This window comes from Micromonospora pattaloongensis, assembly GCF_900107255.1.
GTDB lineage: Bacteria > Actinomycetota > Actinomycetes > Mycobacteriales > Micromonosporaceae > Micromonospora_I > Micromonospora_I pattaloongensis.
The window spans coordinates 519,023-543,101 of record NZ_FNPH01000003.1; the positions used below are offsets into that span (position 1 = coordinate 519,023).

General features: G+C 73.3%; 23 protein-coding genes and 1 riboswitch. Of the genes, 7 read left to right on the forward strand and 16 right to left on the reverse strand.

Annotation, left to right across the window (positions count from 1 at the left end):
• Window positions 1-217 precede the first annotated feature (217 nt).
• The 3 genes from BLW47_RS11905 (at window position 218) to BLW47_RS11915 (ending at window position 4,249) form a co-directional block, all read left to right on the forward strand.
• Window positions 218-1,867 (forward strand): DEAD/DEAH box helicase, encoded by a 1,650-nt coding sequence (locus BLW47_RS11905; RefSeq protein WP_091555502.1) that lies wholly within the window; start codon window positions 218-220, stop codon window positions 1,865-1,867.
• 223 nt (window positions 1,868-2,090) lie between these two features.
• Window positions 2,091-3,086 carry an MBL fold metallo-hydrolase gene (locus BLW47_RS11910; protein ID WP_091555503.1) on the forward strand — a complete coding sequence of 332 codons (996 nt, stop codon included), beginning with the start codon at window positions 2,091-2,093 and terminating at the stop codon, window positions 3,084-3,086.
• A 2-nt stretch (window positions 3,087-3,088) separates the two neighbouring features.
• The gene (locus BLW47_RS11915; protein ID WP_091555505.1) at window positions 3,089-4,249 is read left to right on the forward strand and encodes a class I SAM-dependent methyltransferase; all 1,161 of its coding nucleotides are present in this window, start codon (window positions 3,089-3,091) and stop codon (window positions 4,247-4,249) included.
• A 54-nt stretch (window positions 4,250-4,303) separates the two neighbouring features.
• Here the strand turns inward: BLW47_RS11915 and BLW47_RS11920 are convergent, their stop codons facing one another.
• Complete coding sequence (locus BLW47_RS11920) at window positions 4,304-4,687, reverse strand: hypothetical protein (RefSeq protein ID WP_091555507.1); 384 nt, start codon at window positions 4,685-4,687, stop codon at window positions 4,304-4,306.
• Between the two features lie 355 nt (window positions 4,688-5,042).
• On the opposite strand from BLW47_RS11920, the gene BLW47_RS11925 reads away from it, so the two are divergent.
• On the forward strand, window positions 5,043-5,456 hold the full coding sequence (locus BLW47_RS11925) for a helix-turn-helix domain-containing protein (protein ID WP_091555833.1): 414 nt from the start codon (window positions 5,043-5,045) through the stop codon (window positions 5,454-5,456).
• 10 nt (window positions 5,457-5,466) lie between these two features.
• Here the strand turns inward: BLW47_RS11925 and BLW47_RS11930 are convergent, their stop codons facing one another.
• Both BLW47_RS11930 and BLW47_RS11935 read right to left on the reverse strand, forming a co-directional pair.
• On the reverse strand, window positions 5,467-6,441 hold the full coding sequence (locus BLW47_RS11930) for a hypothetical protein (RefSeq protein WP_245736588.1): 975 nt from the start codon (window positions 6,439-6,441) through the stop codon (window positions 5,467-5,469).
• Window positions 6,442-6,452: 11 nt separating this feature from the next.
• The gene (locus BLW47_RS11935; protein WP_091555508.1) at window positions 6,453-6,782 is read right to left on the reverse strand and encodes a metal-sensitive transcriptional regulator; all 330 of its coding nucleotides are present in this window, start codon (window positions 6,780-6,782) and stop codon (window positions 6,453-6,455) included.
• Between the two features lie 85 nt (window positions 6,783-6,867).
• Between BLW47_RS11935 and BLW47_RS11940 the strand changes: the two genes are divergently transcribed.
• Window positions 6,868-7,839: a C40 family peptidase gene (locus BLW47_RS11940; protein WP_091555509.1), complete on the forward strand. Its 972-nt coding sequence runs from the start codon at window positions 6,868-6,870 to the stop codon at window positions 7,837-7,839.
• A gap of 20 nt (window positions 7,840-7,859) precedes the next feature.
• On the opposite strand, the gene BLW47_RS11945 is transcribed toward BLW47_RS11940, so the two are convergent.
• The 10 genes from BLW47_RS11945 to BLW47_RS11990 all read right to left on the reverse strand — a co-directional run bounded on the left by BLW47_RS11945 (window position 7,860) and on the right by BLW47_RS11990 (window position 17,417).
• Window positions 7,860-10,019 carry a RecQ family ATP-dependent DNA helicase gene (locus BLW47_RS11945; RefSeq protein WP_091555510.1) on the reverse strand — a complete coding sequence of 720 codons (2,160 nt, stop codon included), beginning with the start codon at window positions 10,017-10,019 and terminating at the stop codon, window positions 7,860-7,862.
• A gap of 170 nt (window positions 10,020-10,189) precedes the next feature.
• Window positions 10,190-11,290 (reverse strand): branched-chain amino acid ABC transporter permease, encoded by a 1,101-nt coding sequence (locus tag BLW47_RS11950; protein ID WP_091555511.1) that lies wholly within the window; start codon window positions 11,288-11,290, stop codon window positions 10,190-10,192.
• A complete protein-coding gene (locus BLW47_RS11955; RefSeq protein WP_091555513.1) occupies window positions 11,287-12,177 on the reverse strand; it encodes a branched-chain amino acid ABC transporter permease in 891 nt (296 codons plus the stop codon). The genes BLW47_RS11950 and BLW47_RS11955 overlap by 4 nt, the downstream gene beginning before the upstream one ends.
• The gene (locus BLW47_RS11960; protein WP_091555515.1) at window positions 12,174-12,905 is read right to left on the reverse strand and encodes an ABC transporter ATP-binding protein; all 732 of its coding nucleotides are present in this window, start codon (window positions 12,903-12,905) and stop codon (window positions 12,174-12,176) included. The genes BLW47_RS11955 and BLW47_RS11960 overlap by 4 nt, the downstream gene beginning before the upstream one ends.
• The gene (locus BLW47_RS11965; protein WP_091555837.1) at window positions 12,902-13,645 is read right to left on the reverse strand and encodes an ABC transporter ATP-binding protein; all 744 of its coding nucleotides are present in this window, start codon (window positions 13,643-13,645) and stop codon (window positions 12,902-12,904) included. The genes BLW47_RS11960 and BLW47_RS11965 overlap by 4 nt, the downstream gene beginning before the upstream one ends.
• Window positions 13,646-13,656: 11 nt before the next feature.
• On the reverse strand, window positions 13,657-14,856 hold the full coding sequence (locus tag BLW47_RS11970; RefSeq protein ID WP_091555517.1) for a substrate-binding domain-containing protein: 1,200 nt from the start codon (window positions 14,854-14,856) through the stop codon (window positions 13,657-13,659).
• Between the two features lie 160 nt (window positions 14,857-15,016).
• On the reverse strand, window positions 15,017-15,274 hold the full coding sequence (locus BLW47_RS11975; protein ID WP_091555519.1) for a glutaredoxin family protein: 258 nt from the start codon (window positions 15,272-15,274) through the stop codon (window positions 15,017-15,019).
• A 79-nt stretch (window positions 15,275-15,353) separates the two neighbouring features.
• Window positions 15,354-15,695 (reverse strand): winged helix-turn-helix domain-containing protein, encoded by a 342-nt coding sequence (locus BLW47_RS11980; protein WP_091555521.1) that lies wholly within the window; start codon window positions 15,693-15,695, stop codon window positions 15,354-15,356.
• The gene (locus BLW47_RS11985; protein ID WP_091555523.1) at window positions 15,692-16,114 is read right to left on the reverse strand and encodes a hypothetical protein; all 423 of its coding nucleotides are present in this window, start codon (window positions 16,112-16,114) and stop codon (window positions 15,692-15,694) included. The genes BLW47_RS11980 and BLW47_RS11985 overlap by 4 nt, the downstream gene beginning before the upstream one ends.
• Window positions 16,115-16,307: 193 nt before the next feature.
• Entirely contained in the window at window positions 16,308-17,417 is a 1,110-nt protein-coding gene (locus BLW47_RS11990; protein ID WP_091555839.1) for a glycerophosphodiester phosphodiesterase, read from the reverse strand.
• Between the two features lie 143 nt (window positions 17,418-17,560).
• Here BLW47_RS11990 and BLW47_RS11995 point away from each other — a divergent pair, with 143 nt between their 5' ends.
• Together BLW47_RS11995 and BLW47_RS12000 are read left to right on the forward strand one after the other, a co-directional pair.
• Window positions 17,561-18,895, forward strand: coding sequence for a TrkH family potassium uptake protein (locus BLW47_RS11995; protein WP_091555842.1), 1,335 nt, complete (start codon window positions 17,561-17,563; stop codon window positions 18,893-18,895).
• The gene (locus BLW47_RS12000; protein WP_425435385.1) at window positions 18,888-19,556 is read left to right on the forward strand and encodes a potassium channel family protein; all 669 of its coding nucleotides are present in this window, start codon (window positions 18,888-18,890) and stop codon (window positions 19,554-19,556) included. The genes BLW47_RS11995 and BLW47_RS12000 overlap by 8 nt, the downstream gene beginning before the upstream one ends.
• A 9-nt stretch (window positions 19,557-19,565) precedes the next feature.
• On the opposite strand, the gene BLW47_RS12005 is transcribed toward BLW47_RS12000, so the two are convergent.
• The 3 genes from BLW47_RS12005 to BLW47_RS12015 form a co-directional block, all read right to left on the reverse strand.
• Window positions 19,566-21,206 carry a serine/threonine-protein kinase gene (locus BLW47_RS12005; RefSeq protein ID WP_091555527.1) on the reverse strand — a complete coding sequence of 547 codons (1,641 nt, stop codon included), beginning with the start codon at window positions 21,204-21,206 and terminating at the stop codon, window positions 19,566-19,568.
• 75 nt (window positions 21,207-21,281) lie between these two features.
• A complete protein-coding gene (locus tag BLW47_RS12010; RefSeq protein ID WP_091555529.1) occupies window positions 21,282-22,814 on the reverse strand; it encodes a fused MFS/spermidine synthase in 1,533 nt (510 codons plus the stop codon).
• 39 nt (window positions 22,815-22,853) lie between these two features.
• The gene (locus BLW47_RS12015) at window positions 22,854-23,879 is read right to left on the reverse strand and encodes a VldE C-terminal domain-containing protein (RefSeq protein ID WP_091555843.1); all 1,026 of its coding nucleotides are present in this window, start codon (window positions 23,877-23,879) and stop codon (window positions 22,854-22,856) included.
• 6 nt (window positions 23,880-23,885) lie between these two features.
• A riboswitch (cyclic di-AMP (ydaO/yuaA leader) is annotated at window positions 23,886-24,017 on the reverse strand.
• Window positions 24,018-24,079: the final 62 nt, after the last annotated feature.

Consider the following 24,079-nt stretch of genomic DNA (forward strand, 5'->3'; position numbering starts at 1 on the left):
CAGCACCCCGCCGTCCCGCGGCCGATGACGAGGTGGGGCCGTATTCTGCCGGGTCGGGTAAGATGGTGGGAGTTGCCGCGGGCGTCGAGATCATTTAACCGCTTCCCCGCGACGCGCGTGCGGCCCGCGATCCATAGATCGCGTGTGGCCCGCGCCATACCGAAGACGCGCCCTTGGGATCACGGGGCGCACCACGAGAGGGCACCCCTAACACCCTATGACCACAACGAACGACACACAGGCCGGCGAGCAGCCGGCCGACCGGGCGCCGGTGCGCCCGGAGACACCCACCTTCGCCGAGCTCGGCGCCCGTCCGGAGACCGTCGAGGCGCTGGCCGCGATCGGCATCGTCCACGCGTTCGCCATCCAGGAGTACGCGCTGCCGATCGCGCTGCGCGGCACCGACCTGATCGGCCAGGCGCCGACCGGCACCGGCAAGACCTTCGGTTTCGGCATCCCGCTGATCGACCGGGTCCTCGCCCCCGCGGAGGGCGGCGACGGCCTGCCGCAGGCGCTGGTCGTGGTACCGACCCGCGAGCTCGGCCTGCAGGTCGCCAAGGACCTCGCGGCGGCCGGCAAGACCCGCGGCGTGCGGGTGCTGCCGATCTACGGCGGCGTGGCGTACGAGCCGCAGATCGACACGCTGCGCAACGGCGTGGAGATCCTGGTCGGCACGCCGGGGCGCCTGATGGACCTCGCCAAGCAGAAGCACCTGCGGCTGGACCGGGTCCGGGCGCTGGTGCTCGACGAGGCCGACCGGATGCTGGACCTCGGCTTCCTCGACGACGTCGAGAAGATCCTGGCGATGCTGCCGGAGGACCGGCAGACCATGCTCTTCTCCGCCACCATGCCCGACCCGATCGTCGCGCTGGCCCGGCGCTTCCTGCGCCAGCCGGTGACGATCCACGCCGGGCACACCGCCGAGACCGGCCCGTCCCCGCTCACCAAGCAGGTCGTCTACCGGACGCACCCGCTGAACAAGATCGAGATCGTGGCGCGCATCCTGCAGTCGCACGAGCGGGGCCTCACCATGATCTTCACCCGCACCAAGCGCGCCGCCGACCGCGTCGCCGAGGACCTCGACTTCCGCGGTTTCGCGGCCGCGGCGGTCCACGGCGACCTGGGCCAGGGCGCCCGGGAGCGGGCGCTGCGGGCGTTCCGCGCCGGCAAGATCGACGTACTGGTCGCGACGGACGTGGCGGCCCGCGGCCTCGACGTCTCCGGCGTCACGCACGTCATCAACTACGACTGCCCCGAGGACCCCGACACGTACACGCACCGGATCGGCCGCACCGGCCGGGCCGGCGCCACCGGCGTCGCGGTCACCTTCGTCGACTGGGAGGACATGCCGCGCTGGCGGCTGATCGACAAGTCGCTCGGGCTGGAGCTGCCGGAGCCGCCGGAGACGTACCACACCTCGGCCTGGCTCTACACCGACCTCGACATCCCCACCGACGTCTCGGGCACGCTGCCGAGCGCCGAGCGCACCCGCGCCGGGCTGGCGGCGGAGGTCGAGGAGGACCTCGGCGGGCGTCCGCGCGGTGGCCGGCGCGGCGAGGGCGGCGGACGCCGCGGCGATGGCGGCGCACGCCGTCCCCGCTCCCGGCAGCGCGCCGACGACGAGGGCGCGCCGCGTCCCGAGTCCGCCGCGGAGGCGGGCGAGGAGTCGGAGCGGCCGCCCCGGCAGCGGCGACGCCGCCGGGCCGGGCAGGTCGTCGCCGGCGAGGCCGGCGGCGCGACGCCGGACGTCTCGGCCGCGGCCGAGGTCGGCGCGGCGGAGGCCGGCGAGGGCGGCGCCAAGCCGCGCCGCCGCCGGCGGCGCGGTGGCCGGGGCTCGCGTGGCGGGGCGACCGCCGCGGACAGCTGACCTCTGCGCGACAGCGCGATTGTGGCCCGGACATGAGCCCCGAAAGGGGGCTCGTGCCGGGCCACAACTGGAGTGGAGCGTAGGTTCACCGTCCTGACCCGACTGTCGAACGAGGACGAGTCGACGGTCACACCCTCGCTGGCGCCCTCCGCGGCTGAGTCGTGGTGGCGTCGACGAGCGGCCACGCGGATAGGCTGAGAAGGGCGAACGCGAGGAGGTGAGGATGTTCAAGCTTCCGAAGGCGCCCGACCAGCCCGGAACCGCCCGGGACGGGCGAAACTGGCCGGACAACTTCAACGACAGGTTGACCGCGCCGCTGCCCACCTTCCGCGAGCTGTTCCAGATGTTCCGCGAGCTCGGGCCGCGCGGCGACCTGGGCGAGGCGGCCCGGATCCCGGTCGCCCGCCCACCCGCGCTACCGCGCGCCGACGCCGGGCAGACGATGGTGACCTGGGTCGGACACGCGACGTACGTGATCCAGATCGGCGGCCTGACCGTGCTCACCGACCCGGTCTGGTCGGACAAGATCCCGGGGGTACGGCCGCGAGTCACCCCCGTCGGGGTGCCGTGGGAGTCCCTGCCCCGCATCGACGCCGTCGTCATCAGCCACAACCACTACGACCACCTCGACACGCCCACCATCCGCCGGGTGCCCCGCGCCACGCCCGTGCTCGTCCCGGCGAAGCTGGCCGGCTGGTTCCGGCGGCGCGGCTTCCGGGACGTGACCGAGCTCGACTGGTGGGAGTCGCGCGAGATCGCGCCGGCCGGGTCGACCGCGGGCGGGGTGCGGTTCGACTTCGTGCCGGCGCACCACTGGAGTCGACGCACCCTCACCGACACCAACAAGAGCCTCTGGGGCGGCTGGGTGCTGACCGCCGACGACGGCACCCGCATCTACTTCGCCGGCGACACCGGGTACGGCCACTGGTTCGGCCAGATCGCCGACCGCTATCCCGGCATCGACCTGGCGCTGCTACCGATCGGCGCGTACGAGCCCAACTGGTTCATGAAGCCCGTCCACCTCAACCCGGAGGAGGCCGTGCAGGCGTGCCTCGACGTCGGGGCGCGCCGGATGGCGAGCATGCACTGGGGCACGTTCGTGCTCTCGGCGGAGCCGTTGCTGGAACCGGTGGAGCGGGCGACCAGGGCGTGGGAGGCCGCCGGGCGGCCGCGCGACGACCTCTGGAACATGGCGGTCGGCGAAACCCGGATCATGTAGGTATGCCGGAACAGCTCACCGACGCGCTCGCCGAGGTACGCGCGTTGCTCCTCGATCCCGCGCTCACCCGTGCGGTCGCCGCCGGACGCCGACGCAACGCCACGCCCGCCTCCGTCCGGGCCGAGCTGCGGCCGGTCACGCTGAAGGCCGGCCCGCGGCTGCAGATCGTGACAAACGACGGCGCGCGCCCGCACACCCGCAACGTGACGCCCGGGGTGGAGGCGGAGGAAGCGGTCGACGCGCTGCTGGCGGAGCCGTTCGGCAACTGGCACGTCGAGACCGCCACCTCGACGGTGCAGGTCCGGGTGACGAAGAAGGGCGACGCCCAGGTGCACCGTTCGACGGCGGGGCGCGTCGCGACGACGACGACGCACGACCGGGAGAAGAACTACCTGCTGGACCCCGGCGACCCGCTCTTCGCCGCTATCGGCGCGAACGCCGCCAAGCGCCGCCAGGTGGACGCGTTCCTGCGGGCACTGGCCGCGACCCTGCCGGAGACGGTGTTCACCGAGGCCCGCGCCGAGCCGCTGCGCGTGGTGGATCTCGGCTGCGGCAACGCGTACCTGACGTTCGCGGCGTACCGCTATCTCTCCGAACGCGGTCTGGACGTCGAGGTGACCGGGGTCGACGTCCGTGAGGACCAGCGGCGGCGCAACACCGCGCTCGCCGAGCAGCTCGGGTACGGCGACCGGGTGCGCTTCGTCGCCGGCACGATCCTGGACGCGCACGTCGACCCCGCGCCGGACCTGGTGCTCGCGCTGCACGCCTGTGACACCGCCACCGACGAGGCGCTCGCCCGGGCGGTGCGGTGGCGGGCCCGCTGGGTGCTGGCCGCCCCGTGCTGCCACCACGACATCGCCGCCCAGCTGCGGCGCAACCCCGCCCCGGAGCCGTACAGCCTGCTCACCGCCCAGGGAATCCTGCGGGAACGTTTCGCCGACGTGCTCACCGACTCGCTGCGGGCGGCGCTGTTGCGGCTGCGCGGTTACCGCGTCGACGTGGTGGAGTTCGTCGGCTCCGAGCACACCCCGCGCAACCTGCTGCTGCGTGCCCGGCGCGGTGACGCCGAGCCGACCGCGCAGCAGCGGACGGAGTACGACGCCCTGGTCACCGCCTGGGGCGTGACGCCCCGGCTGCACACCCTGCTCGCGGATTCACCCTGATCGCCGTCCCCAGGCGTGATCGCGGTCGTCCCCGCGGTGATCGTCGTCCCCGCGCTAATCGCCGTCGCCGGAGCGCCGCGCGGTCGGGCCCGGCTGCTCCGCGGCGGTCGGGAACGGCACGACGTTGCCGGGACCGGCGGCGTTGCCTGCCGCGGTGAAGGCGTTCCACGAGATGTCCACCAGCAACCGCTTGAGCTCCGCGTGCCGCTCCGCGGCGCTGTGCTGCAGCGCCATCCGGACCCCGAGCACGACGGCGACGAGCGTGGTCGTGACGGCCCCGGCGCCGGCCAGCACGTGCAGCCCGGACGGCTCGCGCCCGTTGACCACCAGGATCAGCAGCCAGGTCCAGAAGCCTGCGGCGAAGACCGCGGCCTTGGCCACGAAGAAGAGGCTGACGGCGCCGGGCCGGTGCGGGACGGGGGAAGCGAGAGCGGCCATCAGGTCCTCGTCACGTGGGGCGTGGGAGTCAGTGGGGCGTCGGAAGCGATCGGCCCGTCGAAGCGACGAGCATAGTGGACGTAGCCGGTTGGTGACGGGACGAGTTCTGTCAATGCGGGTTCCCGCTGCCCCCCAGCCAGCGGGATCCCGCACCGACACCCCCGCGGCCGCGGCTGACGGCCGGCCCTGGCGATGAACCGGCACCGGTTGCCCGGAGGCGGGTGCCGGTCGCGCGGACGGCCTTACAATAGGCAGTCCCGCGAACGGGACTCATCGGTCGATCGGTCAGGGTATGTCACTGATTCCCGGTACTACCCTCAGGTGACCGCGAATCGTGGAAGGACATCGACGGATGATGGCGTCCCCGGACTCGCCGCAGGCGGCGTTCGCGCGATTCGTCCGCCGCGCGATCGACGACGCCAAGAACGAACGGGGCTGGACGGTCAGCGATCTGGCGGCGCACACCGGCGTCGGGCGGTCCACCGTGTTCCGGTGGCTCGCGGGCGACTGGCACGACTACCCGGAGCTCGCCAAGGTGCGCGACTTCTGCCGGGCACTGGACGTGCCCCTGTCCGCCGCGGTCCGCGCGCTCGGGTTGCCGGAGTCGCCGCCCGCGCAGCGCCGGGCCGAGCCACCGTCGTCGGTGGACGCGGACGTACGGGTGATCCTGGCCCGGCTGGCCGATCCGGCGGTGCCGGCGCCGGAGAAGAAGCTGATCCGCGACCTGCTGCGGTACCTGGCCCGCCGCCCGGTCCGCCGGGCCGGCTGACCCTCCCCCGCTACGGGACGACGGCGGTGAACTCCGCCGTCCGCACCTCGCCGGCCACCTGGAAGTCGAAGAACATCCGGTAGCGGCCGGGGCCGGGCAGGGCGAGCCAGAACTTCACCGCCCCGTCGCTGAGCTGCGCCTCGGGGTGGACGTGCACGTAGCCCAGATCGCCCTCGCGGATCACCACCAGGTGGCCGTACGCCCCCAGGTAGCGCTCCAGCCCCGCTGCCGGGGCGCCGTCGCGGAACACCCGGAACAGCAGCGGCGCGACCGCGCCGACCCGGGGCGTCCCCTCGTACCCGACGGTGAACCCGTCGACCGCCGCCTCACGGGCGGGCGCGGGCAGCGGGCGGGGGGCGTACGTCCCGGCGGCCGCCAGGTCGACCCCGAGGGTCAGCTCGGTCTGCCCGCCGGTCGCGTCGTTCACGGTGAAGTCCGCGTACGCCCGCCAGACGCCCGGCTGCGGCAGGGTCAGCGGCACGCTCCAGGTCCCGTCGGGCGCCATCGTGGGGTGCAGGTGCTGGTAGCCGGAGAGGTCGCGGCGGGCGACGATCAGGTGCAGCGGCTTGTCGTGCACGATCGCGAACGTGGTCACCGGCTTGGCGTCCGGGCCGACGATCCGGAACCGGAAGTCCTGCCGGGCCCCCGCCGCCAGCTGGGTGGCGGTCGGCGCCAGCGTGTACCCGGCGGCGCTGAGGCTGAGTCCGACCGGGTCGGCGCCGGTCCGGCCGGCGGCCCCCGCGCCGGCGCCGTGCTCGTGCGGGGCGGTGCCGGGCGGGTGCGTGTGGTCGGCGGCCTGGTCGCCGCCGGCCGGCGGGGCCGACGCGGGTGCGGGGTCGACCACGCGGCCGAGCCCGAAGCCGGCGATCAGGGCGATCACGAGCCCGCCGACGACGAGCGCGAGCCGCAGCGTGGCACGGTCGACCGGCGGACGCGGCGGCACGGGCGCCGGCGGCGGGACGGTGGCGGCGTCGGGCAGGGACATCGGCGGGCCTCCTAGGAGCGGACGAGGCGGGCGATGGCCTCGGACGCCTCTTTCACCTTCGCGGACGGGTCGCCGCCGTCTTTGGCCGCCTCCGTCACGCAGTGCGCGATGTGCCCCTCGAGCAGCCCGACCGCGACCGCCTGGAGGGCGCGGGTCGCCGCGGAGATCTGCGTCAGCACGTCGATGCAGTAGGTGTCCTGCTCGATCATCCGGTGCAGCCCGCGGACCTGCCCCTCGATCCGGCGCAGCCGGCCGAGGAGGGCCTGCTTGTCGGCCGCGTACCAGTACGCGCCGTGCTGCTCGGCGGTGCCGGCGTCCGCGGCCTGCTCCTGTGCGGTCATCCGGCGAGCATACCCCCCAGCCGTATTTCCCGACCATGGGCACGGCGGGGCGTGGCCTTTGTCGCCAATCGGTCGTTATCCGGTCGTGCCGATCTTCCCCCACGCCGGCCGCGCCGCCACCCTCGTCGCCGCCGCCCTCACCGCCGCCCTGCTGTCCGGGCCGGCCGCCGCCGAACCCTCCGCCGCCGAACTCGACCGCCGGATCAACCAGGCCAGCCGGGAGCTGGAAGTCGTCGTCGAGCAGTACAACGACCTGCGCGAGGACATGCGCGCCACCCAGCGCCAGGCGACCGCCCTCGACGCGAAAATGGCGCCGCTGGAGCAGCAGTTGGCGGCGCGGCGGCACCAGGTGGGGGCGCTCGCCGCGAACACGTACCGCAGCTCCAGCGGGCTGCGCCCGATGGCCGCCGCGCTGAACAGCGAGTCAGCGCAGGGCTTCCTCGACTACCTGCTGGTGCTCGACCGGCTGAGCCGCGACCAGCGGCAGGCGATCGCCGGACTCAACTCCAGCCGACTCCGCTTCGACGCCGCCCGCACCGCCGCGCAGCGGCTCGCCGACCGGCAGCGGACGCAGCAGCAACGGCTGACCGCCAAGAAGAAGCAGGTCGAAGCGGAGCTCAGCCGGCTCGTCCGACTGCGCGACGGCCGTACCGTGCAGGTCGCCACCGACCCACGGGCGGTGGGCCACCGCCTGCCCGACCTGCCGCCGGGCGCCGCGGCCACCGCGGTGAAGTTCGCGTACGCGCAACTCGGCAAGCCGTACGGGTGGGGCGCGGCGGGCCCGCGCGCGTACGACTGCTCGGGGCTGACGTCCGCGGCGTGGGCCGCGGCCGGCATCAGGCTGCCGCACAGCTCCCAGCGGCAGTGGACGAGCGTGACCCGGGTCAGCCGCCCGGAGCTGCAACCCGGCGACCTGATCTTCTACTACGGCGACCTGCACCACGTGGGCATGTACGTCGGCGCCGGCATGATGATCCACGCCCCCCAGGAGGGCCAATCGGTCCGCCTCAACGCCGTCAACTTCCAGCCCGTCTACGGCTACGGCCGCCCCGGCTGACCCGCGTCGACCACGCCGGGTCAGCCGGCGACGGCGAGGGCGAGCGGGAGCACCGCGGGTGCGCCGGCCCGGCGGAGTTCGCGGGCGACGATCGCCATCGTCCAGCCGGAGTCGACCAGGTCGTCGACGAGCAGCACCGGACCCGACAGCCCCGACATCGCCGCCGCCAGCTCGCCCGGCAGCGCGAACGCGCCGTGCAGCGCGCGTACCCGCTGCGCGCTGTTGCCGCGCGCACCGCCACCGGGCGACGGGGCGTGGCCGGTCGGCGCGACCGTGCCGAGCAGCGGCAACCGGCCGATCGTCCCGATCCGCTCCGCGAGGCTCGCGACCAGCCGCGGGTGTTGCCGCGATCCGACGGCGACCACCCCGACCGGCCGCGTCGGCCACGGGCCGTCGCCGTGCGCCCACGCCTTCAGCACCTCGACCACCGCGCTCGCCACGTCGTCCGGCAGCGGCCCGTCGGCCGCGTCCGGGCCGACGAGCGCGCGCAGCCGGGCGCCCCAGCCGAGGTCGGACAGCCGCCCGACCGCCCGGCCCGGCAGCGCCTGCTCGGCCGGCGAGATCTTGCCGCGCAGCGGTACGCCCACCGCCTCCAGCCCGGTGGGCCAGAGCTTCTTCGGCGCCACCTCCACGCCGGGGCGGCCGAGGAACGCCTGCGCGGCGGCGAGCGCCGGAGCCGAGACCTCCGCGTCGAACCGCGGGCCGGCGCACCGGTCGCAACGCCCGCACGGGGTGGCGCCGGGATCGTCGAGGCAGCTCCGGAGGTACTCCATCCGGCAGCCGATGGCGCCGGTGTACTCCCGCATCGCCTGCTGCTCGGCGGTGCGCGCCTGGGCGACCCGCCGCAGCCGGGCGACGTCGTAGACCCACGGCTCGCCGGTGGCGATCCAACCGCCGCGCACCCGCTTCACCGCGCCGTCCACGTCGAGCACCTTGAGCATCAGCTCCAGACGGGCCCGGCGCAGGTCGACGATGGGTTCGAGGGCCTGCGTCGACAGCGGGCGGCCGGCCTGCTCCAGCGCGGCCAGCACGGACCGGACCTGTTCCTCGGGCGGGAAGGCCAGCGACGCGAAGTACCGCCAAATCGCCTGGTCCTCGGCGCCCGGCAACAGCAGCACCTCGGCGTGCTCGACGCCGCGCCCGGCCCGGCCGACCTGCTGGTAGTACGCGATCGGCGAGGGCGGGGCGCCCAGGTGCACGACGAAGCCGAGGTCCGGCTTGTCGAAGCCCATGCCCAGCGCCGAGGTCGCGATCAGCGCCTTGATCTTGTTGTCCAGCAGGTCCTGCTCGGCGCCGCGCCGGTCGGCGTCCTCGGCCTGGCCCGTGTAGGAGGCGACCGCGTAGCCGCGCGAGCGGAGGAAGTCGGCCGTCTCGGTCGCCGCGGCCACGGTGAGGGTGTAGACGATGCCCGAGCCGGGGAGCCGGTCGAGGTGGTCGGCGAGCCAGCCCAGCCGGTGGGCCGGGGTCGGCAGCTCGAGTACGGCCAGCCGCAGCGACTCGCGGTCGAGCGGACCGCGCAGCACCAGCGTCTCGGTCTGTTCGCCGCCGCTCAACTGCTCCGCCACGTCGGTGGTCACCCGCTCGTTGGCGGTCGCCGTCGTCGCCAGCACCGGCGTGCCGGCGGGCAGGTTCGCCAGGAAGGTACGCAGTCGCCGGTAGTCGGGCCGGAAGTCGTGACCCCAGTCCGAGACGCAGTGCGCCTCGTCCACGACGAGCAGCCCGGTGGTGGCGGCGAGCTTCGGCAGCACGGTGTCCCGGAAGTCGGGGTTGTTGAGCCGCTCCGGGCTGATCAGCAGGACGTCGACCTCGCCGCCGTGGATCTCGGTGGTGATCTCGTCCCACTCGTCGAGGTTGGCGGAGTTGATCGTGCGGGCGCGGATCCCGGCCCGCGCGGCCGCCTCCACCTGGTTACGCATCAGCGCGAGCAGCGGCGACACGATCACCGTGGGGCCGGTCGCGGGGCTCTGCCGCAACAACGCGGTGGCCACGAAGTAGACCGCCGACTTGCCCCAGCCGGTGCGCTGCACGCAGAGCACCCGACGCTTGTCGACCACCAGTGCCTCGATCGCCCGCCACTGGTCGTCGCGCAGCCGCGCGTGCTCGCCGGCCAGCCGCCGCAGCACCGCCTCGGCCCGCTCGCGCACCGCGCCCCGGTCGGTTGCCGGATCACGCTCGCTCATCGCACGGCCACCGCGCGCAGGTAAGGCACCCCGCGATGCTACCTCGCCACACACCGCCCACCCCCCGCTCACGCCGCACCCCCCACTGCGGGTTGATCAAGGGATCGGCGGGACCGGAGGGGCGATTCCGGCTGCCGATCCCTTGATCAACGCTGCACAGCGCTGGCGGGTCAGCGGCGGGAGAGCGCGCGGCGGAGGGTGGCCAGCCGGGTGGTGAGGCCGGCCAGGCCGCCGGGGAAGAAGTAGACCGCCAGGATGAAGACCGTGCCGAGCACGAAGAGCGGCTGCGACAGCGGTCCGCTCAGCACGCTGGGCAGGGCGTCGACGGTCGACGAGGAGCCGAACGCGGTCAGCCGGTGGTCCAGGTACATGTAGAGCATCCCGCCGATCACCGGGCCCCACCGGGTCGCCGGCCCGCCGAGCACCACCATCACCAGCAGCGACAGGGTCAGCTCGGAGGAGGTGATGTGCGGCGACGCGCCGCCGACCAACAGGCAGTAGATCACTCCCCCGCCGGCGGCGAGCGCCCCGGAGAGGGTGAAGGCCACCAGCTTGAACCGGTACGGATCCAGTCCGAGCACGCCGATCCGCCGCTCGTCGTCGCGGATCCCGGCGAGCACCCGCCCGGTCGGCGAGGCGGAGACCCGGTGCACCACGAAGACCACCAGCGCCAGGTACGCCAGCGCCAGCCAGTAGAGGTTGACCGTGTTCGTCACCCCGACGAACACCGCGGGCACCCCGGCGACGTCGAGCGGCAGCCCCTCCTCCCCGCCGGTCAACCCGCCGAAGTCACGGGCCACCAGGATCGCCCCGACCTGGGCGAACGCCAGCGTGACCATGGCGAACGCGATCCCGGCGGTGCGCAGCGCCACCGCGCCGAGCAGCGCGGCGAGCGTGGCGCCGCCGGTCAGCGCCAGCAGCGCGGCCTGCCACAGCGGCAGCCCCGCCCTGGTCACCAGGATGTCGGTGCCGTAGACACCGGCCGCGAAGTAGAGCGCGTGCCCGAACGACAGCAGCCCGGTGCGGCCGAAGAGCAGGTCGTAGCCGGCCGCCAGCGCGCCGAAGATCAGACAGACGGCGAGCAGATGCAGCGTGCCGGGCGAGTTGACCGGCCCGTCGAAGACCCCCGGCAGCTGCAGCGTCGAGTACGGCAGCACGGCGGCCAGCGCCAGCGCCAGCAGCGGCGTCCACGGCCGCAGCGCCGCCCACCGGTGCGGCCGGGCCGGGGCGGCGGTGGCCGCCGGCGCGGGCGCCACGTCCAGATCCGTCATGCCGTAGCCGCCTTTCCGGCGATCCCCTGCGGTCGGAGCAGCAGCACGATCGCGAGCAGCGCGACCACGCAGACGTCCCCGGCTCCCGAGGTGCCGTAGTAGTTCACGAACTGCTGCAGCAGCCCGACGGCGACCGCCGCGTACGCGGAGCCGACGACCGAGCCCATCCCGCCGATCACCACCACGATGAACGCGAAGATCAGCAACGAGCCGCCCTGGCCGGGCGAGACCGAGCCGAAGTAGACGCCGCCGAGCGCGCCGGCCAGCGCCGCGGCGGCCCCGCCGATCGCGAAGACCAGCGTGAACGCCTTCCGGACGTCGATGCCGAGCGCGGTGACCATCTCGCGGTTCTCCACGCCGGCCCTGATCACCAGGCCGTACCGGGTGTAGCGCAGGAAGAGCAGGATCGCCGCGAGCACGGCCGCGGCCGCGACGATCAGCAGCAGCCCCGAGTTCGGCACCTTCGCGCCGAGCACATCGGTGACCCGCTGCGTCCAGGCCGGACGCGGGAACGGACGGGGATCGGCGCCCCAGGTCGCCTGCAGCAGCGCCACCCCGGCCAGGGAGAGCCCGACGGTGACCAGAACCTGCTCGATGGTGCGCGAGTAGAGCGGCCGGATCATGACCAGCTCGACCAGCGCGGCGACCACCGCGCCCGCGACCACCCCGAACGCGACCGCGAGCACGAAGCCGAAGCCGGTCGCCCCGGCCCCCGGAAGGTGCTGCGCCGCCCACCAGGTGCCGTACGCGCCGACCGACAGGAACAGCCCGTGCGCGAAGTTGAGCACGTCGGCGAGGCCGAAGACCAGCGACAGCCCGGAGGCAACCAGGAAGTAGAGGGCGGCCAGCCCCAACCCGGTCAGGGTCAGCAGGACGATCGTGCTCACGCGGATACCTCCCGGGTGTGCGAGCCGACCCCGAGCAGCGACCGGGTCAGCTCGGGCTCGCCGAGCAGCCGCGCGGCGTCGCCGGACCAGGCCACCCGGCCGGCGGCGAGCACCACGGCGTCGCTGGCGAGCCGCCGTACGACGGCGAGGTTCTGCTCGACGAGCAGCACCGGCACGGTGACGGCGACCCGTTCCAGCACCTCGGCGACCTCGGTGACCACCTTCGGCGCGAGCCCCTTCGTCGGTTCGTCGATCAGCAGCAGCCTGTTGTCGCTGAGCAGCACCCGGCCGATGGCGAGCATCTGCTGCTGCCCCCCGGAGAGCGACCCGGCCCGCTGCCGCCCACGCCGCAGCAGCTCGGGGAAGAGCTCGTAGACCCGGTCGTACGCCGGCTTGACCCCCCGGCGCTCGGCGAGCCGCAGGTTTTCCGCGACGGTGAGGCCGGCGAAGACGCAGCGGTCCTCCGGCACGTAGCCCAGCCCGTCGCGGACCAGCCGGTGCGTCGGGCGTTCGGTGAGGCGCTGCTCTGCCATCCGGATCTCACCGCGGACCTCGCCGCCGCGCGGGGTGAGCCCGAGAATGGCGCGCAGCGTCGTGGTCTTGCCGACGCCGTTGCGGCCGAGCAGCACGGTGACGCCGGTCGGCGCGACGTCGAAGGAGACGCCCTGCAGGATGTGCAGGCCGGCGATCCGGACCGACAGGTCCCGCACGGTGAGGACCGCAGTCATAGCTCCTCCCCCAGGTACGCCTCCTGCACGACCGCGTTCGCCATCACCGTCTGCGGGGTGTCGCAGGCCAGCAGCGCGCCGTGGTGCATCACCGCGATCCGGTCGGCCAGCTCCAGGATCACGTCCATGTGGTGCTCCACCATGAGCACCGAGCGCCCGGTGTCGCCGGTCAACGACCGGATCACCGCGACCAGCTCCGGCACGTCCTCCGCGCTCACCCCGGCCATCGGCTCGTCGAGCAGCATCACGGTCGGTTCGCCGGCGAGCAGCAGCGCGATCTCCAGCTTGCGTTTCTCGCCGTGCGCCAGCGTGCCGGCCTGCGCCGCCGCGCGGTGCGCGAGGCCGACCCGCTCCAGCACCGCGTCGGCGGCGGCGACCACCTCGCGGTCGGCCGCCGCCCGCCGCCACAGCCGCAGCGACCCGCCGCGCTGCGCCTGTACCGCGAGCCGCACGTTCTCCCGCACCGACAGCGAGCCGAAGACCGAGGACGCCTGGAAGGTGCGGCCGAGACCGCGGCGGGCGCGGCGGTGCGGCGGCAGGTCGGTGATCTCCCGCCCGTGCAGCAGCACCTGTCCGGCGGTCGGCCGGCGTACCCCGGTGATCAGGTTGAACAGCGAGGTCTTCCCGGCGCCGTTCGGCCCGATCACCCCGAGGAACTCGCCGGGCGCGAGATCGAGGTCGACACCGTCGACGATCGCCACCTCGCCGATCCGCCAGCTCAGGCCGCGGGTCGAGAGCACCGCCGTCACGATCAGCCCTTCATCGGTACGGCGGGCGGGGCGCTCTCCTCGGCCGGCAGCGTCTTCTGCAGCTCGGCCGTGAGCTGGTCGCCGCTGCCGGTGAGCTTCGCCTGGAACATCGGCTGCAGCAGCGCGTGGTCCTCGGCGCGGACGGTCAGCTTGCCCTTGACGCCGTCGAAGCTCCAGCCCTCCAGCGCGGTCACCATCTTGTCGACGTCGTCGCCGCCCTCCTGCACCGCGCGCACGATCATCTGTGCGGCGTGGAAGCCGTCCGGGTGGAACAGGTCGAGCACGCCACCGGGGACCGCGGCCTTCGCGGCCTTGGCGGCGTCGTTGTCGGCGGCCCCGTCGAAGAAGTGCGACAGGAAGGAGATCTTCGTGCCGGCGGCGCCGAAGGTCGGCCAGGAGGCGCGGATGTCCAGCCCGGTCACCACGGTGGTCCTGGTCAGCACGCCCTGCTGGTCGAGGGTCTGCCACATGGCCGGCGCGGTGGTGCCGGCCCAGGCGACGAAGAGCAGGTCCGGCTTGGCCGCCGAGAGCTGGCTGGCGAACGGGGTGAAGTCGGTGGCGCTCGCCGGGGCGAGCACGCTGGTGACGGTCGCCCCGGCCCCGCCGATGACCGCCTTCACGGCCGCCTCGTTGCTCTTGCCGAACGCGCTGTCCTGGGCGAAGACCACAATCTTCTTGCCCTTGGCGTCGCCGATGAACGACCTCGCGGTCACCACGTCCTGATAGGACTGCCGCCCGGACCGGAAGGTGTACTTGTTGACGCCGGTCACCCCGTCGGTCGCGGCCGGGCCGGACACGAAGAGCACCTTGTTCTGCGCGGCGAGCGGCGCGACCTGCAGCGCGACACCGGAAGCCGTCGAGCCGGCGACGATCTTGTAGCCCTTGCCGATCAGGTCCTTCGCCGCCGAGACCGCCTTCGCCGGGTCACCGGCGTCGTCGACCTCGGTGACCTCCACCGTACGGTTACCGATCTTGTTGGTGCCCTTGGTGGCGTAGTCCAGGCCGGCCTTGAAGCCCTCGATGTACTGCTTGCCGTAGGTGGCCAGCGGCCCGGACTGGGAGTACACCAGGCCGACCTTGACGGGGGCGTCGCCGCCGCCCGAGGCGCTCTCCTGCGGGCTGCCACACGCCGCGACGGCGAGCGCCGCGGCCATCGTCGTGGCGGCGGTGACGAACACCCGCCGCGAAGTCCTAACCGTCATTGCGACTCCACTGGAGCAACTCGGAGGGAACTCGTTGTCGGCTCACGCTAGGAGTGACGGAGGGCACGGGCTATGTGGACCCACGCCATAAGTGACGGTGATCGGATGGCCTGAACGGACAGGTGCCGGGATATGCGGCGGGCCGGCTCGCCCGGAGTGGCTAACCGTGTTGGCCCGCGACAAGGTCCCGGACCTGTCGGGCGCGTGGGTTGACCAACCACCGCCCGCCCACCTCGACAGTCGGGACGGTTTCGTTGCCGTCGGCGACGGCACGCACGGCCGCCGCCGCAGCCGGGTCGCGCCAGATGTTCACCTCGGAGAAGGCCACTCCGTACCGCCGCAACCCGCGCCGCAGGACGAAGCAGTACGGGCATCCCGGCCGGGTGTAGACAGTTACCCGAGGAGATTCCGTGCTCATCGGCCCGCCCGACCCGTCGCGTCGACCGCCGTCGACTCACATCGGAACATGTTGCCCTCCCCTTGCGGGTCCGTACCGGTCAGCCGGCAAGGCCGGCGATGGCCCGCAGCGCGGCGACGTGCCGGGCGTAAGTCGCCGTTCCCTCGTCGGAGAGCGAAAGCCAGGTGCGCGGGCGGCGACCGACTCGCCCCTTCTCCACCCGGACGTAGCCCGCCTTCTCCAGCAGCGCTGCCTGTTTGGAGAGCGTGGCGTCGCTGATCTCCACGGTGTCGCGCACCGCGGCGAACTCGGCCTTCTCGACGCCGGCGAGCGCGGCGACGATCGAGAATCGGACCGCGTGTGTCAGCAGGTCATCCAGATCGCGGCGCGGGTGGATCGGTCCGGCACCCTCGCCGCCATCGCCATCCCGTTCGTCAGTCATGCCCGTCGCTCCCGCAACGCGCCGATGAGCATGGGCAATGCGACGATCACGCTGGCGGGGATCCAGTACATCGGCACTCCGGACAGCTCGCCGGTGCCCACGGCGAGTGCCACGCCGTAGCAGGCGAAACTTCCGATCCAGTACGGGTTGATGCGCTGCCGGGTGCCGGCCAGGTGGGCGAGGCGACCCCGCTCCCAGATCGTCATTCCCACGACCAGCGCGATCCACCCCGCGAACACCGCCGCCCCTACCGCCTTCGACTCGACGAGACCAACGGTGGCCGCGACCAGGCCGATACCGATGCCGAAGATTGCGAGCTTCGTGCTTGCCCAGCGCGCCCGTGCGCGCATCTTCTCCGACACGGCGGCCGCGGAGACAAGCGCGTTTCGCGCCGCCTCCGGCGTCAGTTCGTTATTCACGCCTACCACTGTGGCATATACTTGCCACATTGGCAACAAGTTGCCGTCCCGAGTAGTAGACGGCGTCCCTCCGCGCGTAACAACCGCCCCGTGGGACTTCCCACAGGGGTGTGGGTGCATCTGTTGTCGCCGGAGCAACAACAGATGCACCCAGACCCCGCGCGGCACCGTGCAGGGCGGGCGCGGTCGTGGGTTACCGGGCGGCGCGGGCGGAGACCGCGGTGTCGGGGTGGTCGGAGAAGGCGCCGTCGATGCCGAGGGAGAAGAAGAGCTCGTACTCGGCGGTGATGTCGCCGCGGGCGTTCGGGCCGGCGCCGAGCCGGAAGTCGACCGGGAGGAACTGGTTCTCGGCCCGGAACGTCCAGGCGTGCACGGTCAGGCCGGCGCGGTGCGCGTCCCGGACCAGCGTGGTCGGCGGCCGGAGGCGGCCGGCGGAGTCGCGGGGCACGATCAGGTTCTTCTGCGCGCCCACGCCGTCGGCGTACCGCGCGATCCAGCGGAGGCCGGCCGGCGCCGCCAGGTCGGCATAGCTACGCGCGTCCCCGGCGACCGTGAAGTCGTACGGGCGGCCGGTCGCGTCGAGCAGCTGCGCCAGCCGTACGTCGATCATCTTGTCGAGCGCCCGGAGGTTCGCGGTCTCGAACGACTGGATGATCACCGGGTCCTTCCGGCTTCTCCAGCCGTTGGCCCGCAGCACCCGCACCAGCGGCTCCTCCAGGGGCAGCCCGATCGACCGGAAGTAGCTGGGGTGCTTGGTCTCGGGGTAGATGCCGATCGTCCGTCCCCGCTTCCGGCTCTCGCTCTTCGCGAGGTCGATGACCTCCTGCAGGGTCGGTACCTCGTACCGCCCGTCGAAGACGGTGTTCGTCGGCCGCGCCTGCGGCAGCCGCTCGACCGCCCGCAGCGTCCTGAGCTCGGCGAGCGTGAAGTCCTCGGTGAACCAGCCGGTCACCCGGACGCCGTCGATGGTCTTCGTGGTCTTCCGGTCGGCGAACTGCGGCCGCGACGCGACGTCGGTCGTACCCGAGATCTCGTTCTCGTGCCGCGCGACCAGCGCGCCGTCCTTCGTCGACACCAGGTCCGGTTCGATGTAGTCGGCGCCCATCCGGATCGCCAGCCGGTACGCCTCCAGGGTGTGCTCCGGACGGTAGCCGCTGGCTCCGCGGTGCGCGACGATCAGCGGGGCGGCCTGTGGACGCCCGCGGTCGGCGTCGTTACGGGCCACGGCCGGGGCGGGCGGGACGGCCACGGCCGCGGTCAGCAGCGCGGTGGCCACACCGAGGGCGGGAAGGGTACGTCGCAACACGGTCTTCTCCTCACGCCGGGAAATCCACGGTCGGTTTCGCGTCGCAGGGAAGTCAAGACGGCCGGTGCGACCGTGGATTAACGTGATCATGAACTGCCCGGGAGCATCCGGTGGCGGTCGCGCGTGATAGGACAGTGCTGATGCGCCGCTTGCTGCAACGCCCCGCGCGGATCGTGCCGTTGGCGTTCCTCGGCGCGGTCGTGGTCAGCACTCTGCTGATGATGCTGCCGGCGGCGCGGGCCGAGCCCGGCCGCGCGCCGTTCGTCACCGCGCTGTTCACCGCGACCTCCGCGGTCTGCGTCACCGGCTTGAACGTCGTCGACACCCCGACCTACTGGTCCACCTTCGGGCACGTCCTGATCACCGTGCTGACCCAGATCGGCGGCTTCGGGATCATGGCGATGGCCACCCTGCTCGGTCTGCTGGTGACGCAGCGGCTCGGGCTGCGCAGCCGGCTGATGGCGCAGGCCGAGCAGACCAACCTGCAGCTCGGCGACGTACGGCGGATCCTCGGACGGGTCGCGCTGACCATGCTCGTCTTCGAGACGGCCATCGCGGCGGTGCTCGCCGTACGGCTCGCGACCCGCTACGACTACCCGATCGGGCGGGCCGTGTGGGAGGGGGTCTTCCACGCGGTGCAGGCGTTCAACAACGCCGGCTTCGCGCTGCACAGCGACAGCCTCGTGCAATTCGTCAGTGACTGGTGGATCTGCGTCCCGATCACCGTCGGCGTGATCGCCGGCGGGCTCGGCTTCCCGGTCCTCTTCGAGCTGGCCCGCGAGCTGCGGAAGCCGGCGTGCTGGTCGACGCACACCCGGCTCACCGTGTGGGGTTCGGTGGTGCTGCTCGTGGCGGGCTTCGTCGTGATGCTCGCCTTCGAGTGGAGCAACCCGCGCACGTTCGGGGCGCTCGATCTGCCGACGAAGCTACTGGCCGCGCTCACCCAGAGCGCGATGCCACGCTCCGGCGGCTTCAACACCGTCGACTACGCGGCGATGAACAGCGAGACCACCGCGGTCACGACCGCCCTGATGTTCATCGGCGGCGGCAGCGGTGGCACCGCCGGCGGCATCAAGGTGACGACGTTCTTCCTGCTGGCGTACGTGATCCGGGCCGAGATCCGCGGCGATCCCGACGTGGTGGTCGGCAACCGGCGGGTGGGCGAGGCGACACAGCGGCAGGCGATCACCGTGGCGCTGCTCGGCATCGCGCTGGTCGCCACCGGCACGCTGGCCCTGATCGCGCTGACCGACGGCGTCTCGCTGGAACGGGCCCTGTTCGAGGTGACGTCGGCGTTCGCCACCGTCGGGCTGAGCATGGGGCTCACCCCGACGCTGCCGCCGGCCGCGCAGCTGCTCCTCGTACTCCTGATGTTCATCGGCCGGGTCGGCACGATCGCGACGGGCGCGGCGCTGGCGTTGAACACCCAGACCCGGCGGTACCGATATGCGGAAGGACGGCCCATCGTTGGCTGACAGAGGCAGGGACCCGGACAACGTCGTGGTGATCGGGCTGGGCCGGTTCGGCAGCCAGATCGCCGACTCGCTGGTGCGGCTCGGGCACGAGGTGCTCGGCATCGACGAGGACGCGCGGCTGGTGCAGGAATGGGCCGACCGGCTGACGCACGTGGTGCAGGCCGACTCGACCGACAGCGACGCGCTGCGGCAGATCGGGGTTCAGGAGTTCTCTCGCGCGGTCGTCGGGATCGGCACGGACATCGAGGCCAGCGTCATGACGGTGCTGACGCTCGCGGAGATCGGCGTCCCGGAGATCTGGGCGAAGGCCGTCTCCGTCAAGCACGGCAAGATCCTCGCCGCGGTCGGCGCGCAGCACGTCATCTATCCCGAGGCCGCGATGGGCGACCGGGTCGCGCACCTGATCACGACCCGGATGCTGGACTTCATCGAGTTCGAGGATGGCTTCGCGATCGCCAAGACCCGCGCGCCGCGCGAGGCGGTCGGGCGGTCGCTGCAGGACGTCGGGCTGCGGGCCCGCTACGGCGTCACGGTGGTCGGCGTGAAGCGGCCCGGCGACGACTTCGTGTACGCCCGTCCGGAGACCGTCGTCCCGTCCGACGGGCTGCTGATCGTGGCCGGCACGACCGACCAGGTGCAGCGCTTCGCCGCCACGACCTGACGGCGCCGGTCAGTCGCGGTCGCCGCGGCCCTTGCCGTGCTTGCCCTCCGGCTTCTTCGGCTTCTTGTCGCGGTCATCGTCCGGGCCGGCCTTCCGTTGGGGCGCGGGCTGTTGGGTGATGGGCGCCGGCTTCGACGCGGCCCGGGAGCCGGCCGCGACCCCGCCCTTCGGCGCGGGTGTACCCGCCACCCCGGCCACCTCGACCGCACAGGCCCGACCGTCCAGGTCGAACTCCACCGGCAGCGGGTTGCTGCCCCGGTACGCGCCGGCCAGCGCCAGCGTCACCGAGCCGTTCGCGGCGAGCGGGTCGCCGGCGGTGGGCCGCAACGTCACCGTGCGCTCCCGCTGCTCCCACTGGGCCTGGTCGCTGCCGGTCACCGTCTGGGTGCCCGGAAAGTCGAAGTCGAGCTGCCAGTCCGTCATCGGGGCGCGGCCGGTGTTCGTCACGGTCACGGCGGCCTCGAAGCCGCTGCCCGAGTCCTTCCGCAACGCGTACCGCACCCGGCACGGCACCGACGGTTGCGCCGCCGCGCCCATCCCGGGCGGCGCCGCCTGCGCCTGCTCCCCGCCGTTCGCGGGCGTGCGCCCGCTGACCGTCCAGAGCAGCCCGGCCACCAGCATCACCCCGACGCCGACGGTCACCGCCTGCATGCGCCGCCGCACCCACGACGGGCGCGACGAGTTCCGGGCGCGTCGCCGCGTGCGCAGCGGAATGGCGTCGGTCGAGGTCGTCCACGGCAGGATCGTCGTGCCGGCGGCCGCCTCGGCCGGCGGGCGGCCGGCGACCGGCAGCGGGGAGCCCGGCAGCAGCACCGCGACGCCGGCGGCGTCGGCCAGGGTGCGGGCGACCTGGGCGCTGGTCGGCCGGTCCGCCGGGTGCTTGGCCAGGCAGCGCCGGCACAGCTCGGCCACCTCCAGCGGCAGGCCGGGCACCGGCGGCAGCGGGCCGGGGTCGGCGTGCAGGTGGGCGTGGAGCATCTGCGTGACCGACGCGGCCTGCCACGGCAGCCGCCCGGTCAGCGCCCGGTAGAGCAGGAGCCCCAGGGCGTACACATCGGTGGCGGTGGAGACCTGGCCGGCGTTGAGCCGCTCCGGCGCGAGGTAGGCGGGCGTGCCGAGCAGGTTCCCGTCCGGCCCGACGTCGCTCTCGCCGACCAGCGCCGAGATCCCGAAGTCGACGACCTTCGCGCCGGCGCTGGTGAGCATGACGTTGGCCGGCGTCACGTCGCGGTGCACGACGCCGCGACTGTGCGCCGCGGCCAACGCCGAGGCCACCTCCGCGCAGGCCACCGCCGCGTCCCGCCACGGCAGCGCCCCGTCCCGACCCAGCCGCGTCGCCAGCGAGAGGCCGTCGATCAGCTCCATCACGACGTACGGCACGGGGGCGCCGTCGATCACCGTCTCGCCGTAGTCGTACACGTTCGTGATGTGCGGGTGGCAGAGCCGGGCGGCCGCCTGGGCCTCGACCCGGAGCCGTTGCCGGAAGACGCGGTCGCTGGCGAGCCGCGGGGCGAGCACCTTGATCGCCACCTGCCGGCCCAACACCTCGTCGTACCCGCGCCACACCACCGACATCCCGCCGGTGCCCAGCCGCTCGACCAGCCGGTACCGCTCGCCGAGCAACTCGGCGCCGCTGTCCACGCCACCCATGCCCAGGAAATGCCCGATGTTCGCGCAGCTACACCTCCGCTGGCGAAATCGGTCAGTGACGCTCGGAAAAGACCGTTAGGGGCGCGCGAGCAACTGGTCGACCGGCGCGAAGTCGTCGGTCAGCGGGCGCGCGTCGCCGATGAAACGGGTCAGCTCGGGCCCGGCGAGCAGGGTCACCGGCTCGTCGACCCCGTCCAGCCGGGCGCGTAGCGCGTCCATCGGCAGCGGCGCGGACCCGGCGACGATCAGGAAGTTGGCGCTGGTCCGCTCCGCCAGCGCGGCGGGCGGCGCGACGAGCGCGACGTGCGGGAATTCGGCGGCCACGGTGGCGAGCTCCGCCCGGATGAACCGCAGCGGCGGATAGTCGATCACGTTCTGCACGTACACGCCCTGCGGGCGGGTGACCCGCCGCACCTCGGCCATCATCTCCCGGGTGGCCAGGTGCCACGGCACGACGAGGTGCCCGAAGGCGTCGCCGACCACGAGATCGGCACTGGCGGTGGCCGCCCCGGCGACCAGGAGCCGGGCATCCCCGACGCCCACCCGCAGTTCCCGGCTGTCGCGCACGCCGAGCTCGCGACGGCCCAGCGCCACCAGCTCGCCGTCGATCTCGTACACCGTGTTGACGGTCCCGGGCCGGGTCGCGGTCAGGTAACGCGGGACGGTGAAGCCGCCGCCACCGAGGTGCACCGCGTCGAGCCGCTGCCCGGGCGGCGCCACGACGTCGGCGACCGCGCCGATCCACTGCGTGTACGCGAACTCCAGGTGCGTCGGGTCGTCGAGGTCCACGTACGAGTGTTGGGCCGAGTTGAGCAGCAGCACCCGGCCCCCGGGGCGCTGCGGGTCGGCGGCGACGGCGGCGCAGGCGTACTCCGTCTCGACGTCGCACGGGGTGGGCACGACCGCGGCGAGGCTGGCGGCGACGAGCCCGAGCAGCGCCGCGACGACGCGGGTCCGGGGCGGCGCCGCCGCCGCGGGACGCCGGTCGCGCCGCCGCAGGTACGCGCCGAGCGCGATGCCGGACACCCCGAGCAGCACACCCAGGCCGACCATGGTCACGCTGCTCGGCACCGCGGCGACGAGAACGAATCCGGTGCCGAGGGTCGCGGTGATCGCGCCCAGCGTGCCGATGCTCGACAGCCGCCCCACGACCCGACCCGTGCTGGCCAGGTCGCCGAGCTGCAGCTTGACCACGAGCGGCGTGACGGCGGAGAGCAGCGCGGCCGGCACGAAGACGGCGAGCGCGGTGAGCAGCAGGACGGCGCCGGCGGCGCCGCCGCGCAGCACCTCGCCGGCGTACCGGACGATCGGCAGGGTGAGCGCGGTCGCGATGCCGGCGAGCACCAGCGCCGGGCCGAGCAGCGGCCGCGGGTCGCGCCGGTCGGCGAGCCAGCCGCCCGTCCAGGCGCCGTACGCGATCGCGGCCAGCGCCACGCCGATCACCGAGCTGCTGGTCTGCAGCGTGACGCCGACGTACGGGCCGACGAGCCGCAGCGCGACGATCTCGAGCACCAGCACGGCCCCGCTGGACAGGAAGACCAGCGCCGCCGCGAGCCGGTCGGGCAGCGGGCGGACATCGACGACCGCGTCGGCCGGTGGAGTCTCCATCGCTGCGATGGTACGCAGCGCGGGGACGCGGTCGGCGGATTACACCATCGACAGGTGGACGTGATTGGTGTGGTCGCCGGCCGGGCTGCCGCCGCCGCTGTAGGAGCGCCACCCGGTGCCGGGCATCCAGATCTGGCGGTACCAGATCACGTACATGACGCCGAGGCGGTCGGCGTTCTTGATGTAGAACGACGCCAGGTTGTCGCCGTACGTCTTGTCGGATCCGGACGCGGCCACGTCCTCGAACCCGCCCTGCGCGGCGGCGAAGTCGCAGGCCCGTCCCTTCGGGTGTTCACCGCCGCCGCCGCTGCGGAAGCAGGAGACGTGGTGGTTAAAGCCGTTGGCCTGGGCCTGCTTGAGCGCGTGCAGGGTGCGCGGGGTGAGGCAGCCGGAGGTGGTCGGGTCGTCGATGGTGCAGGACTCGTTCGGCCACGAGCCGTCCGAGTTGCGCGGCGCGGGCTTGGCCAGCGGCGAGTTGGGGTTGATGAAACCCCCGGCCGCGCCGCCGCCGACGGAGGCCAGCGCGATCTCGGCGTCGCGCTTCTTGCGCGCCATGACCTTTTCCTGCTTCTGCTGCTCCCGCACCTCGTTGTCGATCGCCGTCTTGGCCCGCCTCGCCTGCTGGCGCGTCTCGGTGAGCTCCCGCAGCTGCCGGCCGTCGCGCTGGGCGAGCGTCTCGAGCCCGGCGGCGCGCTCGATGAACGCGTCCGGCGACGCGCTGTTGAGCAGCACGGCGAACGCGGAGACCCGCCCCAGCCGGTACGACTTGTCCGCGACCGCGGCCATCTGCACATTGAGCGCCGCGAGCCGCTGCTCCAGCCGCTTGAGCTCCACCCCGAGCTCGAGCTGGCGCTTCTTCGAGTTGGCCAGCTTCGCCTTCGCCTCGATGTGCCCCTTGGCCGCCGCCTCGAGCTTGGCGCGCAGGGTCTTGCTGCCGCCCTCGTTGGGCGGCGTGTTGGGGGCGGCACCGGCGACGCCGGGCGCCCCGACGAGGAACGCCACGGCGGTGAAGAGCGCCACGACCGGGGCCAGGGCCCGGTGCCGGGGGGTGAGCCTCTTGCCGATCAAAGCCGTTCCTTCCGTTGGCCGCCTACCACGTCAGCTGACGGGTTCGCCGATGGAACGCTCGCCACCGCTGGCGCGGATTCACCCCACGGTGGCGGTTCCCCGGCTCGCCGTTGGACGATCCGGCGGCGGTCCCCGCCGGCGCCCGGGGGGCACCGCCTGGCGAAGACCGTCGGTCACTTTACCGGACCCGGCCGCGA